The 13,830-nt window shown below is 71.8% G+C and carries 13 protein-coding genes and 1 tRNA gene; 9 read left to right on the top strand and 5 right to left on the bottom strand.

Translation table 11 applies throughout. The features are described 5' to 3' along the window. The coding region (locus FV223_RS08210) for a translocation/assembly module TamB domain-containing protein (protein WP_187276094.1) at positions 1 to 1,053 on the top strand (1,053 nt) is incomplete at its 5' end. A gap of 13 nt (positions 1,054 to 1,066) precedes the next feature. On the opposite strand, the gene FV223_RS08205 is transcribed toward FV223_RS08210, so the two are convergent. Together FV223_RS08205 and FV223_RS08200 are read right to left on the bottom strand one after the other, a co-directional pair. Then, the gene (locus FV223_RS08205) at positions 1,067 to 1,450 is read right to left on the bottom strand and encodes a hypothetical protein (RefSeq protein ID WP_147726352.1); all 384 of its coding nucleotides are present in this window, start codon (positions 1,448 to 1,450) and stop codon (positions 1,067 to 1,069) included. Positions 1,451 to 1,717: 267 nt separating this feature from the next. Then, positions 1,718 to 2,131, bottom strand: coding sequence for an EF-hand domain-containing protein (locus FV223_RS08200; RefSeq protein WP_147726351.1), 414 nt, complete (start codon positions 2,129 to 2,131; stop codon positions 1,718 to 1,720). 294 nt (positions 2,132 to 2,425) lie between these two features. Here FV223_RS08200 and FV223_RS08195 point away from each other — a divergent pair, with 294 nt between their 5' ends. The 3 genes from FV223_RS08195 (at position 2,426) to FV223_RS08190 (ending at position 3,574) form a co-directional block, all read left to right on the top strand. After that, a complete protein-coding gene (locus tag FV223_RS08195) occupies positions 2,426 to 2,926 on the top strand; it encodes a peptide deformylase (protein WP_147726350.1) in 501 nt (166 codons plus the stop codon). Positions 2,927 to 3,051: 125 nt separating this feature from the next. Further along, positions 3,052 to 3,414, top strand: a complete 363-nt coding sequence (locus tag FV223_RS31640; protein WP_246689641.1) for a hypothetical protein — start codon at positions 3,052 to 3,054, stop codon at positions 3,412 to 3,414. Beyond that, on the top strand, positions 3,305 to 3,574 hold the full coding sequence (locus FV223_RS08190) for a metallothionein (protein ID WP_246689640.1): 270 nt from the start codon (positions 3,305 to 3,307) through the stop codon (positions 3,572 to 3,574). Before FV223_RS31640 ends, FV223_RS08190 begins: the two co-directional genes overlap by 110 nt. Before the next feature lie 21 nt (positions 3,575 to 3,595). Here the strand turns inward: FV223_RS08190 and FV223_RS08185 are convergent, their stop codons facing one another. From FV223_RS08185 to FV223_RS08175, 3 genes are all read right to left on the bottom strand, one after another. Then, entirely contained in the window at positions 3,596 to 5,728 is a 2,133-nt protein-coding gene (locus FV223_RS08185; protein WP_147726348.1) for a TonB-dependent receptor, read from the bottom strand. A 126-nt stretch (positions 5,729 to 5,854) separates the two neighbouring features. Continuing rightward, positions 5,855 to 6,787 carry an AEC family transporter gene (locus FV223_RS08180; RefSeq protein WP_147726347.1) on the bottom strand — a complete coding sequence of 311 codons (933 nt, stop codon included), beginning with the start codon at positions 6,785 to 6,787 and terminating at the stop codon, positions 5,855 to 5,857. 112 nt (positions 6,788 to 6,899) lie between these two features. Then, positions 6,900 to 6,992, bottom strand: a tRNA-Sec gene (locus FV223_RS08175). A 146-nt stretch (positions 6,993 to 7,138) separates the two neighbouring features. Between FV223_RS08175 and FV223_RS08170 the strand changes: the two genes are divergently transcribed. From FV223_RS08170 to FV223_RS08150, 5 genes are all read left to right on the top strand, one after another. Beyond that, a complete protein-coding gene (locus FV223_RS08170; RefSeq protein WP_147726346.1) occupies positions 7,139 to 9,490 on the top strand; it encodes a PAS domain-containing sensor histidine kinase in 2,352 nt (783 codons plus the stop codon). After that, positions 9,487 to 10,857, top strand: a complete 1,371-nt coding sequence (locus FV223_RS08165) for a sigma-54 dependent transcriptional regulator (protein WP_147726345.1) — start codon at positions 9,487 to 9,489, stop codon at positions 10,855 to 10,857. The genes FV223_RS08170 and FV223_RS08165 overlap by 4 nt, the downstream gene beginning before the upstream one ends. A 222-nt stretch (positions 10,858 to 11,079) precedes the next feature. Beyond that, the gene (hfq, locus tag FV223_RS08160) at positions 11,080 to 11,334 is read left to right on the top strand and encodes an RNA chaperone Hfq (RefSeq protein WP_066925253.1); all 255 of its coding nucleotides are present in this window, start codon (positions 11,080 to 11,082) and stop codon (positions 11,332 to 11,334) included. 142 nt (positions 11,335 to 11,476) lie between these two features. Next, positions 11,477 to 12,883 (top strand): GTPase HflX, encoded by a 1,407-nt coding sequence (gene hflX, locus FV223_RS08155; protein WP_147726344.1) that lies wholly within the window; start codon positions 11,477 to 11,479, stop codon positions 12,881 to 12,883. Between the two features lie 26 nt (positions 12,884 to 12,909). Next, the coding region (locus FV223_RS08150) for an adenylate/guanylate cyclase domain-containing protein (protein WP_147726343.1) at positions 12,910 to 13,830 on the top strand (921 nt) is incomplete at its 3' end.

The following is a 13,830-nucleotide window of genomic DNA, read 5'->3' as shown; positions in this document are numbered from 1 at the left end:
GGCCGCGTGGCGCTCGAGCCCCAGGCCGGGTTCCCGGGCACGATCCGCATCGCGGGCGAGCGCGCCGAGCTGATCTCGAGCCCGCTGATGACGGCGGCGGCGAGCCTGAACCTCGCGCTCTCCGGCCCGCTGTCGCGCACGCCGCGGATCGCCGGCCGCGTCGACGTGGTCTCGATCGACGTGTCGGTGCCTGACCGGCTGCCCGCGACGGTGCAGCCGCTGCCGGGCATCCGCCGGGTCAACACCCCGCCCGACATCCGCGCCCGGCTCGACGCCAAGGCCCTACGCGGGGCGCAGGTGGCGGCCGTGGGAAGACGCGGCGCGCGCGGCAAGCCCGCCGTGCCGTTCGACGCCACCCTCGACGTCGCGGTGAGCGCTCCGAACCGCATCTTCGTGCGCGGGCGCGGCATCGACGCCGAGCTCGGCGGGAGCTTGCGCGTCACCGGCACCTCGCGCGACCCGAACGCGAACGGCGCGTTCGAGCTTCGGCGCGGGCGTCTCGCGGTGATCGGGCAGCGCCTCGACTTCACCCGCGGCCGCGTGACCTTCGGCGGCGCCATCGCGGCCCCCGACCTCGACTTCGTCGCCGAGACCAAGGCCACCGACATCACCGCCCGCATCGCGGTCTCGGGGCCGGCCGACAGCCCGGTCTTCGCGATCTCCTCGGACCCGAGCCTGCCGCAGGACGAGGTGCTGTCGCGGCTGCTGTTCAAGAAGGCGTCGGGCAGCCTGTCGCCGTTCCAGGCGCTGCAGCTGGCGCAGGCCGTGTCGCAGCTCTCGGGCGGGGCAGGGGGCGTCGACGTGTTCGAGGCGGCGCGCAAGGGCCTCGGGCTCGACAGCCTCGACGTCTCGACCGGGACCAGCGGCGGCCCGGCGCTCGGCGCCTCGCGCTACCTCAGCGATCGCCTCAGCGTCGGCATCAAGGCCGGCGCCAAGCCGGCCGACACGGGCGCGACCATCGACTACGACGTGACGCGCCGGGTGAAGATCCAGGGCGAGGCCGGCAGCGACGGCCGCACCAGCGTCGGCGTCGGCGCGGAATGGGAATACTGAGCGCGCGACGCGCTCAGTGGCGGGCGAGGCCGGCCTGCTTCGGGCCGACGGCCTGGGCGAGGCGCCGGCCGACATGCAGCATCGCCCTCTCGATCAGGGCGAGCGTCGGCGGATCGTTGTCGAGCTTGGCGTACTCGTAGGCGACGATCAGGCCGTCGGCGATGCCTTCGAGCAGGCTGACGGTCTCGCTGGCCGCGTCGGCCAGTTGACGGAACGGATCGCCGGACGTCCCCTCGGCGGCCCGAGCCTCCGCACTGTGAGCCTCGGCGACGTGAGCCGTGCAGCGGTCGAGGATCCCCTGCGACGCCTCGATCGTCTTGCGGGTCTCCTCGATGATCTCGCGCATCTCCGCGACGAGGGAAGGCTGGTCCGCGACCTTCGGGTGATCGATGCTCATGCTGATATTGCCCCCACGACGGAGCAAGCTTGCATCCTATGGTTGAGATGCGTCAACAGGATTCGCATGTCGCGCGACGTCGCACGGTCGGCCGCAAGGGTCCGGTGCCAAGGGGCCGGTGCAAGGGTCCGGTGGAGGCGGGTGCAGGACGGGAAGCGGAACCGGACGTGCGTCAGGAAGCGTCCGAACGAAAACGAGCCGCGCCCGTTTCCGGGGCGGCTCGCAGGTGGCACATCCGACGCGACCCCGCAGGGTCGCGCCCGAGGGTCACTTGATCAGCATCAGCAGGGCCTTGCCGGCGGGGGACTTCAGCTCCTTGGCGTCGAGCGTGCCGTCGTTGTCCGGGTCGGCGGCCTGGAAGCGGTCGGCGACGGCGGCGAGGTATTCCTTCTTGTCGATCGTGCCGTCGTTGTCCGGGTCGGCCTTCTTCAGGCCGGCGGCGCTCAGGCGGCCCTTCAGCTCCTTCTTGTCGAGGGTGCCGTCGGCATCCTTCTCGAGGCGATCGAAGGTCGCCGAGGCGGTCGCCTCGATCTCCTTCATGTCGACGGTGCCGTCGTTGTCGGTGTCGATCATCTTGACCGCCTGGGCGCCGGTCATCGGCTTGGCGAAGGCGACGGGGGCGGTCATGGTGGCCGAGGCCAGGACGAGAGCGGCGAAGGTGCTGGAAAGACGAAGGGTCATTGCCGAATTATCCCGAAATGTGTTGCGCGAACTTCCTACGCGTGACGATTGCACTGCACAAGCGATTTCTCTCGATCGATCGCTGAGGTTGCCCATGGCGCGTCCCACGCCGAAGGCGGGGCGAGCCCGGCGCGACATCCCTGCGGGCGCGGGCGCGAGCCCAACGCGCCATCGTCCGCGTCGTTGCGAAGGCTCGCCGAATCGCCATCGTCCCGACGCACGGTGCGCCCCGAACGGCCGACGCGGGGGCCGGCGTGCCGCCCGCCCCACCCTCCAGCGCGAGACCCCGATCCGATGGCAGCCCGTCCGCTGATCTTCTATCCCGACCCGCGGCTGGACGTGCCGTCCGACCCCGTGACGGCCTTCGATGCCGATCTCGGCGACCTCGCCCGGGACGTGACGGAGACCCTCGATTCGGCCGCGGCCGCCGGGTTGACTGCGGCGCATCTCGGCGTGCGGCGGCGCCTCGTCGTGCTGCGCCCGGAGCCGGGCGGGCCGGCCATGGTCTACGTCAACCCCGAGATCGTCGACCGCTCGCCCGAGCGCGTCACGGCGCGGGAGGGCAGCGTCTCGATGCCGGGCGTGTCCGAGCCGGTCGAGCGGGCGGCCACGATCCGGGTGCGGTTCCAGGATCTCGACGGCGTCGCGCAGGAGGAGGCGGCCGAGGGGTTTCAGGCCGCCTGCCTCCAGCACGAGATCGACCAGCTCGACGGCATCTTCTGGATCGCCCGCCTCTCGCGCCTGCGCCGGGAGCGGGCGGTGAAGCGCTTCGCCAAGCTGCGGGCGCAACCGTGAGCGCGATCCCGTCTCGAGGCCATCCGGCCTTGGGCCGCGCCGTGCCGGCCACGCCGGCTCGATCACGGAGGCTTGACGCCGGGACAGAGGCTTGGCCCGATGCCGGCCTGCGCTTAGGAGGAGGCATGCGTCTCGCGATCCTGCTCGCCACGTCCCTGTCCGCCCTGGCCGTATCCCGGCCCGTGCAAGCCCAGGCGCCGGGCAGGCCGGCCAAGCCGGCGCCGGCCGTGCAGGGGCCGGTCTCCGCACCGGTGATCGCGTGCCCGTCGCTGGCGAACTACCGTCTCCTGCGGCGGGAAGCGCCCGACGAGGCCGCCGCGCTCGCACGCCTGGGCGATGCCAGGGCCGACCACCTCGGCTGCACGGCGTTTCCGCGGGATCGGATCGCCGCGCTCGCCGAGCACGTCGCCCTCGGCGGCGCGCAGTACGATTGCCTGGCCCTGCAGGGCACCGCGATCTGCCAGTGGACGGCGACCGGCACCGACTGACTCCGAGACCGTCCCCTGCGCCTGCCCCGACTGCGTCTGCGAGGTCGCGCCGGGCCATGGCATCGCGCGCGCGGGCAAGACCTTCTGCTGCGAGGACTGCGCCGCCGGCCACCCGGACCATGCCGGCTGCGGCCATTCGGGCTGCGCCTGCCACGGCTGAGGCCGCGGGTTCCTGAGCCGGTCAGAACCGCGCGGTCAGGAAGATCCGGACGTTGCGCCCGGCGAGCAGGATCTCGTCCTTCTTGAACGAGGCCGAGTTGCGGATGCGGTCGTCGAGCAGGTTGCGGCCGGCAAGGCCGAGCGTCACCGCGCTCGCGCCGTAGACCGCCGGGTCGAGGGGCTCGGTGTAGCTCACCTCGGCGCGCAGGTCGTCGAAGCCGGGCGTCGTCGTCTCCAGCGGCGCGACCTCGGTGTGGGCGAAGGCGTGCAGCAGGAAGACGCGGGCGTACCAGCCGTCCGCCCGCACGAACGCGCCGCCGCCGACCCGGTGGGGCGGGATCCGCGGCACGTAGGTGTCGTCGTCGAACTGCGCGCGGACGAAGTCGTACTGCGCCTCGAGGCCGGCCCAGCCGTCGCCCACCGGGATCAGGTCGAGCTGCGCGCCGATCTCGGCACCGTAGAAGGTGGCGTTGCGCTGGGAGTAGACGATCTGCTGCAGCGCGTCGTCGGAGCCGCAGGAGGCGAAGTCGTCGCCGCAGCGGGTGCCGGTCTCGCGCTTGTAGATGAAGCCGGTGTAGCGGGTGTAGTAGCCCGTCGCGTCGAGGCGCAGCGGACCTTCCGCCCGGCGGATGCTGGCCTCGACGGTGCGCGCCCGCTCCTTCTTGAGGTCGGGATCGCCGATCTCGAAGGTCGCGGTCGCGTCGTGCGCCCCGCGCGAGTACAGCTCGAAGGCGGTGGGCGCGCGCTCGACGTAGGACCCGTTCAGGCTCGCGACGAAGCCGTAGGGCAGGTCCTGCAGGGCGCCGAAGCTGAGGCTCTTGGGGGCGAACTTGCGCCGCCGCCCGAAGGCGAGCGGATCCTCGCCCTCGACCGGCAGGTAGCTCCCCGGGAACTGCGTCGCCGTGCCGGTGGAGCGGTCGCCCTCGATCCGCCCGGCGGCCTGGAAGCGCAGGCCGTGGCCGACGTTCAGCTCCTCGAACAGGTAGACGGCGTTCGAGCGGGAATCGGTCGGCGCCAGCAGGGTGCCGGCCTCGCCCGAGGTCCCGATCTCGCGCCGCCCGGCCTGGAGCCCGAGCGCCCCGGTCAACGTGCCGAGGGCGGTGAAGACCGGCACGTGCTGCAGCTCGACGCGGCCCTCGGCCTCACGGTTCTTGAAGGTCGCCTGCACCCCGTCGAGGCCGTCCTCGCCGAGGCCGATCTCCTGGTGCTTGTAGACCGAGCCCCCGGCCCAGAACCGGATCACCTCGAACGGTCCCTCGAGCGGCCGAACTTCGCCGCGCGCCAGCACCCGGTCCTGGTTCGGGTTCAGGCGCGTGCGGCTCTCGGCCGCCTCGCCGCCGGGGATCTGGTAGAGCGCGTCGTAGTGGCTGTACGAGATCCCGACGAAGCCGCGGTCGCCGATCACCGACATGCCGACCGCGCCGCCCTGCGAGCGGTTGGCGGAGTTGGCCTGGATGCCGGCGGGCGTGTCGTAGCTGTCGGCGCCGGTCCGGAAGCCGTCGGCATGGACCGCGACGTTCTCCGAGCCCGCATCGACGGTGCCGGCCACGAGCCGGCCGTTGTCGACGCTGGAATACCCGGTGGTGACCTGGCCGGCATAGCCGCGCGGCGGGATGAAGGTCGGCACGCGGTTGTTCTCGGAGGAGACCACGCCGCCGATCGCCTGGCTGCCGTAGCGCAGGGTCGCGGGCCCGCGGATCACCTCGATCCGGTCGGAGACCAGCGGGTTGATCGGCACGCCGTGGTCCTCGCCGAGCTCCGAGACGTCCTGGATGCCGACGCCGTTCTCCTGGATCCGCACCCGGCTGTTGTCGAGGCCGCGGATGATCGGCCGGCTGGCCGCGCCCGGCGCGTAGGTCGAGGCCGAGATGCCGGGCCGGTCCATCAGCGCGTCACCGAGCGTGCGCGGCTGCTCGCGGGCGATCTGGTCGCGCGTCACCACCGTCACCGGCGAGAAGGTGTCGACGGCCACCGGCAGGATGCCCGCCGGCAGGCTCGCCTCGGGCGCCGCCTTCGGCCCGGGCTGGATCGGGCTCGCCGTGGTGACGCTGAGCTCGGACAGGGCGACCGCGTCCTGCGCCCGCGCCGCACCCGGCAGCAGGCCCAGGCTCAGTCCCAACAGCGTCGCCCGGAATCTCGCTTGCCCGCTTCGCATCACGCCTCGTCACATCATGTTATAATGTTTCATTATGCGAATGTAACACAATAACAAGACAGGAATCGAACCGTGGCGCCGCTCGCGCCCCGGGCGTTGCGGTGCGGCCACAGCCGTATCCCCCGGTCAGCGGATGGCGGCGAGGTAGCCCGAGACGGTGAGGATCGAGACGATCGTCGAGACCAGCACGACGTTCGAGGTCACGGCGGCTTCGCGCCGGTAGAACTCGGCGAGCATGAACGGCCCGGTCCCGGTCGGCAAAGCCGCCATCAGCACGGCGGTGTGCAGCAGCAGCGGCGGCAGGCCGAAGGCACGCGCGAGGCCGTAGGCCAGCAGCGGATGCGCCACGAGTTTGAGCCCGACGAGCAGGGCGGTCGCGGCGACCGGGCGTTCGTCCGACACCCTCGGGCGGGCGAGGAACAGGCCGAGCGCGACGAGCGCGCACGGGGCGGCCGAGCCGCCGAGCAGCTTCAGGAAGGTCTCGGCGGGAAGCGGCACGGCCGCGCCCGAGAGCGGGACCAGCGCGCCGAGGGCGGGCGCGATCAGCAGCGGGTTGCGCACGAGCGAGCGGGCGACCTTCAGGACCAGGTCGGAGCGCCGCCCCTCGGCCTGAAGCCCGATCTCGATCAGGACGATGGCGAGCGCGAACACCACGCAGACGGTCATGATCGCGGCGATGGTGGTCGGCGCCAGCGCCGCCGGGCCGAGCGCCACCAGCGCCAGGGGAAAGCCCATGAACCCGGTGTTGGCGTAGGCCGCGTTGAGGCCGTCGATCGCCGCGTCCGCGAGCGGCAGCGGCCGGCGCAGGCGGAACGTCACGGTGGCGGCGAAGACGATCACGCTGCTCAGGCCGAACACCGCGATGAAGCCGGGCTGCCAGATCTCGGCGGCATGGGTGTGGGCGATCACGTCGAAGAGCAGCGCCGGCAGCGCCAGGTAGACGACGTAGCGGTTGAGCTCCGCCGTGGCGCCGTCGCCGAGCACGTCGAGCCGCCGCACCAGCCACCCCGCGAAGATCAGCGCGAAGATCGGCAGCACGACCATCAGGGTCGAGAACATCAGGAAAACCGCGTCCGGGACAGGTCCGTCGCGTCCTAGCCGCGACGGCCGTCCGCACCAAGGCGCGAGCCCCGTCCGGAGGGGCGCGTGGATCGATACGGGGGAGGGCGGTTGGCGGAAGCGGATGGGAATCGAACCCACCGTACGCTTTGGGCGTACCACTGGTTTTGAAGACCAGGAGGGCCACCAGACCCCGTTCGCCTCCGCCGACCGGGATAGCATCGTCCGGCCCGGGGTCCAAGCGCGCGCGGAGGCCGAAGCGTCGCGGCCGGAGCGCCGGGCCCGCGGCGCGACCGGGCGAATGCCCGATTCGTAATAATTTCGCCACACTGTGGTGGCTCTGCATCAGCCATGCCGTTTCTGCGATCCAGGACTTCGGAGGCCCCGTCGGCGAGGCCCGACGAGGGCGGTGCCTCCGTCCCCGACGCGCTGCGGGCGGGGCCGCGCGGGCCCGGCTGGATCGGCGCCGGGGTGGTCGTCACCGCCCTGATCTCGGCGATCGCCACCTTCCTGGTGCTGGCCGGCGTCATCCGCGTGACGCCGACGCCGACGATCGGCGTCACCCTGCTCGCCATCAACGTCGCCCTGGTGCTCGGGCTCGCGGTGATCATCGCCTGGGAGGCGCGGGTCTTCCTGCATGCGCGGCGCGCCAACGCGGCGGTGGCCCGGCTCCACACCCGCATCGTCGGCCTGTTCTCGCTGATCGCGATCCTGCCGACCTGCCTGCTGGCCGTCGTCGCCTCGGTGACGATCGACCGCGGCCTCTCCCTCGGCTTCACCGACCGGGTCCGCGACGTGGTGCTGAAATCCGTCGAGGTGGCCGACGCCTACCAGGAGAACCAGTGCCAGTCGCTGGCGCGCGAGATCCGCATCCTCAACGACGACCTGACGCGGGCGCGGCCGAACTTCGACGTCAACCGCGACTGGTTCGAGGGCTTCCTCACCACCCGCGCGACCAATCTCGGCCTCCCGGTCGCCCAGATCATGCGCGGGCCGAACGAGGTGGTGGCGCGCGCCAAGATCGACGTGCTCAAGACGACGCGCCTGCCCTCGGCCGCCGCCTTCGAGGACGCGGCCAAGTCCAGCGAACCGATCTGCCTGCTGCCGACCGAGGGCCGCGTCTTCGCGGCGATGTTCCGGATGCCGGCCTACGACGACGCGGTGCTGCTGGTGCAGCGCGAGGTCAACCAGCTCGCCATCGACTTCCCCGGCGTGTCGCGCGCGGCGGCGGCCGAGTACCTCACCTACGATTCGCTGCGCACCTCGATCCAGGTGACCTTCGCCTCGATCTTCGTGCTGATCGCGCTGATCGCGCTGCTCTCGGCGGTGTGGTTCGGGATGAACTTCGCCAACCGCTTCGTCGCCCCGATCCGCCGCCTGATCAACGCCGCCGACCAGGTCGCCTCGGGCAACTTCTACGCTCAAGTTCCGGCGCGGAAGACCGACGGCGACCTCGCCCATCTCGGCGAGAGCTTCAACAAGATGACGCAGGAGCTGCGCCGTCAGCATGCCGGGCTGACCGCGGCGAGCGACCTGATCGACCGCCGCCGGCGCTTCACCGAGGCCGTGCTGTCGGGGGTCTCGCCCGGCGTCGTCGGCGTCGATGCCGCTGGCTTCGTCACCATCGCGAACCCGGCCGCCGAGCGGATGCTCGATCTGGCCGACGGCGCGCTCGTCGGCCAGCGCCTGTCCGACGCGGTGCCGGAGCTCGCCCCGCTCCTGCCCGGCGCCGAGGGGCGCCAGCGCGCGCAGGCGCACCAGATCCAGCTCACGCGGGGCGGGCGCGAGCGCACCATCGCGGTGCGGGTCACCAGCGAGCAGGCGCAGGGCGGCGCGCGCGGCTTCGTGGTGACCGCCGACGACATCACCGACCTCGTCTCGGCCCAGCGCACCTCCGCCTGGGCGGACGTCGCGCGCCGCATCGCCCACGAGATCAAGAACCCGCTGACCCCGATCCAGCTCTCGGCCGAGCGCATCCGGCGCAAGTACGGCAAGGTCATCACCGCCGACAAGGAGGTGTTCGACCAGTGCACCGCGACGATCATCCGCCAGGTCGACGAGATCAAGCGCATGGTCGACGAGTTCTCCTCCTTCGCCCGGATGCCCAAGCCCGCGATCGCCGAGAACGACCTCACCGAGATCGCCAAGCAGAACCTGTTCATGATGCGGGTGGCGCACCCCGACATCGACTTCGCCTTCACCGCGCACGGCCTCGGCGGCACCGGCACGGCGGAGGCCGAGAAGATCACCGCGGCCTTCGACATCCGCCTGCTGAGCCAGGTGATCACCAACATCCTCAAGAACGCCGTCGAGGCGGTGGCCGAGGTGCCGGAGGCCGAGCTCGGCAAGGGCAAGATCGGCTTGAGCCTCACCGTCGAGGAGGGCTTCGCCACGATCGCGGTGACCGACAACGGCAAGGGATTTCCCGTCGAGGGGCGCCAGCGCCTGCTGGAGCCCTACATGACGACCCGCGAGGGCGGCACCGGCCTCGGGCTGGCGATCGTGAGCAAGGTGCTGGAAGAGCACGGCGGCGGGATCGAGCTGAACGACAACCCCGCCGGCCGCGGCGGCCAGGTGCGCATGCGCGTGCCCCGCGCGCTGTCGCCCGCGGACGACGCGGTCGCGGGCCCGGCCCGCCCCAACCCTGACGAGAAGGGCGCCGCGACGACGGCCCCCCGAGAGATTGCGGAGATGCAGCCATGAGCGCCGATATCCTGGTGGTCGACGACGAGGCCGACATCCGCGACCTGGTCGCCGGCATCCTCGACGACGAAGGCCACCGCTCGCGCACCGCGGGCAGCTCCGACGAGGCGCTCGCCGCGATCGAGGCGCGCCGCCCCCACCTCGTCTTCCTCGACATCTGGCTGCAGGGCTCGCGCCTCGACGGCCTGCAGGTGCTCGACCTGATCAAGGCGTCCCACCCGGACCTGCCGGTGGTGATGATCTCGGGCCACGGCAACATCGAGACCGCGGTCTCGGCGATCAAGGCGGGCGCCTACGACTTCATCGAGAAGCCGTTCAAGGCCGACCGGCTGATCCTGGTGGCCGAGCGCGCGCTCGAGGCCTCGCGCCTGCGGCGCGAGGTCCGCGACCTCACCGCGCGCTCCGGCACCGCCAACCGCATCGTCGGCGGCTCGGTGGCGATCAACCAGCTGCGCCAGACGCTGGACCGCGTCGCCCCGACCAACGCCCGGGTGATGATCACCGGGGCGCTGGGCTCCGGCAAGGAGCTCGCCGCGCGCGGCCTGCACAAGGCCTCGGCCCGGGCGAGCGGGCCGTTCGTGCTGCTCAACGCGGCCGCGATCCTGCCGGAGACGATGGAATCGGAGCTGTTCGGGGTCGAGGCCGGCGGCGAGCAGGGGAGGCGGGTCGGCGCGCTGGAGGAGGCGCATGGCGGCACCCTCTACCTCGACGAGGTCGCCGACATGCCGCGGGAGACGCAAGGCCGGATCCTGCGCGTCCTCGTCGACCAGAACTTCCAGCGCGTCGGCGGCACCACCCGCGTCCACGTCGACGTCCGCATCATCTCGTCCTCCTCCCGCGACCTCGCCGAGGAGATCGCCGCCGGGCGCTTCCGCGAGGACCTGTTCCACCGGCTCTCGGTGGTGCCGATCCGCGTGCCCTCGCTCTCGGAGCGCCGCGAGGACGTGCCGGAGCTGATCCAGTTCTTCATGGACAACATCTCGGCCCAGACCGGGCTGCCGCGCCGGGTCATCGGGCAGGACGCGATGGCGGTGCTGCAGTCGCACAACTGGCCGGGCAACGTGCGCCAGCTCAAGAACAACGTCGAGCGGCTGATGATCCTGACGCAGGCCGACCCGGACCAGGAGATCACCTCGGAGATGCTGCCCTCCGAGATCGGCGCCCTGGTGCCGACGACCCCGAACGGCGCCGGCGGCGAGAAGCTGATGAGCCTGGCGCTGCGCGAGGCGCGCGAGATCTTCGAGCGCGAATACCTCGTGGCGCAGATCGCCCGCTTCTCGGGAAACATCTCCCGGACCGCCGAATTCATCGGCATGGAGCGCTCGGCCCTGCACCGCAAGCTGAAGTCCCTGGGGATCGGCCCCTGAGCGCCTTGCGGGCGGATGACGGAAGCGGTGAGAAGCAACCCCCGTTCGTCGCGTGCGGAGCCGGTTCGGGTCTTGCATCGGCGCCGGAATTGAACCTGTAATGCACGATTCCGCTCCGCGGCGGGCTCCTCAAGACCAGCGCTGCGGCGGCAGGATCGATGCCGCGGATAGAACGAAAACCCGCTCCCGAAGGCGGGCGCCAAGACAACAAAGGACAAGAAGATGGCGGCCGAACGCGCACAGAACCTGCAAGACACCTTCCTCAACCATGTCCGCAAGAACAAGATTCCGTTGACGATCTTCCTCGTCAACGGCGTCAAGCTGCAGGGCGTGGTGACTTGGTTCGACAACTTCTGCGTGCTGCTTCGCCGCGACGGCCATTCCCAGCTCGTCTACAAGCACGCGATCTCGACGATCATGCCGGGCCATCCCGTGCAGCTGTTCGAGCCGGACGAGACCGCCCCCGAGAAGGCGTGACCGGGCGCTCCTGACGCGCGGCCGGCCCCGGTCCGCGCGAGCGTGTTCCGCGCCATCTTGGTTCGCCGGCCGCTCAGCCCCATCTGAGGGGTTCCGAAACGCATCACGCCGCCGCCCCGACGGGCGGCGGCTCAAGGATTCCATGACCGAGACGCTGACCTCCGGCGAGGCCCGACTGCAGGCGATGGCCGTGCCGGAAGGCGAGATCGCCGCCGCGACCCACACCCTCGTCATCGGTCCCTACCTCAGCCGCACCGCGGCCGCGTCGCCGCACGGGCCGGCGCCGGTCTCGCGCTCGACGCAGGCGCGGCTGGAGGAGGCGGTGGGGCTGGCCGCCGCGATCGAGCTCGACGTGGTCGAGGCGATCCCGCTCAGCCTCGCCCGCATCCGGCCCTCGACCTATCTCGGCAAGGGCCGCGTCGAGGAGATCGCCGGCCTGATCAAGGCGAGCGAGATCGGCCTCGTGGTGATGGATTGCGCCCTGTCGCCGGTGCAGCAGCGCAACCTCGAGAAGGAATTCGGCGCCAAGGTCATCGACCGTACCGGCCTGATCCTCGAGATCTTCGGCCGCCGCGCCTCGACGCGCGAGGGCACGCTCCAGGTCGAGCACGCCCACCTGGCCTACCAGAAGTCGCGGCTGGTGCGGTCCTGGACCCACCTGGAGCGCCAGCGCGGCGGCTTCGGCTTCCTCGGCGGCCCCGGCGAGACCCAGATCGAGGCCGACCGGCGCATGATCCAGGAGCGCATGACGCGGATCGAGCGCGACCTCGACGCCGTCACCCGCACCCGCGGCCTGCACCGGCAAAGCCGGGCGCGCGTGCCCTACCCGATCGTGGCGCTGGTCGGCTACACCAATGCCGGCAAGTCGACGCTGTTCAACGCCCTGACCAAGGCGCAGGTGGTGGCGCAGGACATGCTGTTCGCCACCCTCGACCCCACCGCCCGCGCCACCAAGCTGCCGCACGGCGAGACCGTGATCCTGTCCGACACCGTCGGCTTCATCTCCGACCTGCCGACCGCCCTGATCGCCGCCTTCCGCGCCACGCTGGAAGACGTGATCGAGGCCGACATCCTGCTCCACGTGCGCGACGTCGCCCACGTCGATTCCGAGGCGCAGGCCGAGGATGTCGGCACGGTGCTGGGCGAGCTCGGAATCGAGATGTCGGCCGACCGGATCATCGAGGTCTGGAACAAGGCGGACCTGCTCGACGAGGGCGAGCGCACGCGCCTCGCCAACCTCTCGGCCCACGACCGCAACGACCGCGACGGCGCCGCACCGGTGCTGGTCTCGTCGCTGACGGGGGAGGGGCTGTCGGCGCTGACCGCGCGGATCGAGGCGCGCATCGCCCGCGCGCGCTCGACCTTCGCGGTCATCCTCGGCCCCGAGGAGGGCGCGGCCCTGCACTGGCTCTACGAGAACGCCGAGGTGCTCGACCGGCGCATGGAGGAGGGCGGCACGCTGCACCTCGCCATCCGGATCGCGCCGGAGAAGGAGCCGCGCTTCCTCAACCGCTTCGGCGGCGCCCGCCGGCTCAGCCGGGCCGGGTAGTCCCGACCCGCGCGGGCACCCGCCTCATGCTCGACGACAGGGCCGCACAGCGCGCGCAGGACGAGAACACCGTCCTGCGGCTGATGCAGCGCGCCACCGGCGGTCGCCTGCTGGTCCTGCGCGTGGTGATCGTGCTCGTGCTGCTGATGGCGGCGCAGGTCTACGACGGCTCGCTGCACGCGCTGAGCCACTGGTTCATCCTCGGCCTCTATGCGGCGGGCTCGGTCTGGTTCGGCCGGGCCGAGCGCGGGGAGGGGCGCCACGCGGAAGGCTTCGCCTGGGCCGGCACCGGGCTGAACGCCGGGCTGGCGATCTACGTCCTCGTCGAGCACATGCTGGCGGGCGCCGCCGACGATGGCGGGGCCGCCGACGCGGTGAGCCGGCTGCCGGCCTTCCTGCTGCTGCTGCAGACCGCGCTCAGCATGCGCGTGTGGCACGCGGCCCTGTTCTCCGGCACGGTCGTCTTCGCCTGGGGCGCCGCGATCCTCGTCGGCCTCGTCAACCCGGCCGGCTTCCTCGGCCCGCATGTCGATCTCGGCGAGCAGGTGCCGGGGCTGCTGACCTTCCTGGCCGCGAGCGTCGTGGTGGTCGACGGGGTCGCGCGCCTGCGCCACGCCGCCGGCGAGGCCGTGCGCCTCGAGCACGAGCGCACGCAGCTCGCCCGCTTCGTTCCCGACGGCGTCGCGACCGAGCTCGCCCGCGACGGCGACCTCGGAACGGCACGCCGGCGCCATGCCTGCCTGCTGGCCCTCGACGTCCGCGGGTTCTCGCGCCTGAGCCGCGAGCATCCGCCCGAGGCGATGGTGCGCGCGCTGCTCGCCATCCGCGCCCTGGCGCATGCGGCCGTGACCGAGCACGACGGCATCGTCGACAAGTATGTCGGCGACGCCGTGCTGGCGCAGTTCGTGGTCGGCGGCCCGGTGGCGCAGGCCCGCGGCGCGCTGGCC

Origin of the sequence: Methylobacterium sp. WL116 (assembly GCF_008039455.1) — a bacterium.
Classification (GTDB): Bacteria; Pseudomonadota; Alphaproteobacteria; order Rhizobiales; family Beijerinckiaceae; genus Methylobacterium.
Note: the sequence above shows the minus strand (reverse complement) of the source record. Positions and strands in the feature narration are given on the sequence as shown.

Excerpts from the sequence above, each read along its gene's own strand:
- FV223_RS08205 (WP_147726352.1), bottom strand. The coding sequence starts at position 1,450 with ATGAGCATCGATCACCCGAAGGTCGCGGACCAGCCTTCCCTCGTCGCG.
- FV223_RS08200 (WP_147726351.1), bottom strand. The coding sequence starts at position 2,131 with ATGACCCTTCGTCTTTCCAGCACCTTCGCCGCTCTCGTCCTGGCCTCG.
- FV223_RS08195 (WP_147726350.1), top strand. The coding sequence starts at position 2,426 with ATGGCAGCCCGTCCGCTGATCTTCTATCCCGACCCGCGGCTGGACGTG.
- FV223_RS31640 (WP_246689641.1), top strand. The coding sequence starts at position 3,052 with ATGCGTCTCGCGATCCTGCTCGCCACGTCCCTGTCCGCCCTGGCCGTA.
- FV223_RS08185 (WP_147726348.1), bottom strand. The coding sequence starts at position 5,728 with ATGCGAAGCGGGCAAGCGAGATTCCGGGCGACGCTGTTGGGACTGAGC.
- FV223_RS08180 (WP_147726347.1), bottom strand. The coding sequence starts at position 6,787 with ATGTTCTCGACCCTGATGGTCGTGCTGCCGATCTTCGCGCTGATCTTC.
- FV223_RS08170 (WP_147726346.1), top strand. The coding sequence starts at position 7,139 with ATGCCGTTTCTGCGATCCAGGACTTCGGAGGCCCCGTCGGCGAGGCCC.
- FV223_RS08165 (WP_147726345.1), top strand. The coding sequence starts at position 9,487 with ATGAGCGCCGATATCCTGGTGGTCGACGACGAGGCCGACATCCGCGAC.
- hfq (WP_066925253.1), top strand. The coding sequence starts at position 11,080 with ATGGCGGCCGAACGCGCACAGAACCTGCAAGACACCTTCCTCAACCAT.
- hflX (WP_147726344.1), top strand. The coding sequence starts at position 11,477 with ATGACCGAGACGCTGACCTCCGGCGAGGCCCGACTGCAGGCGATGGCC.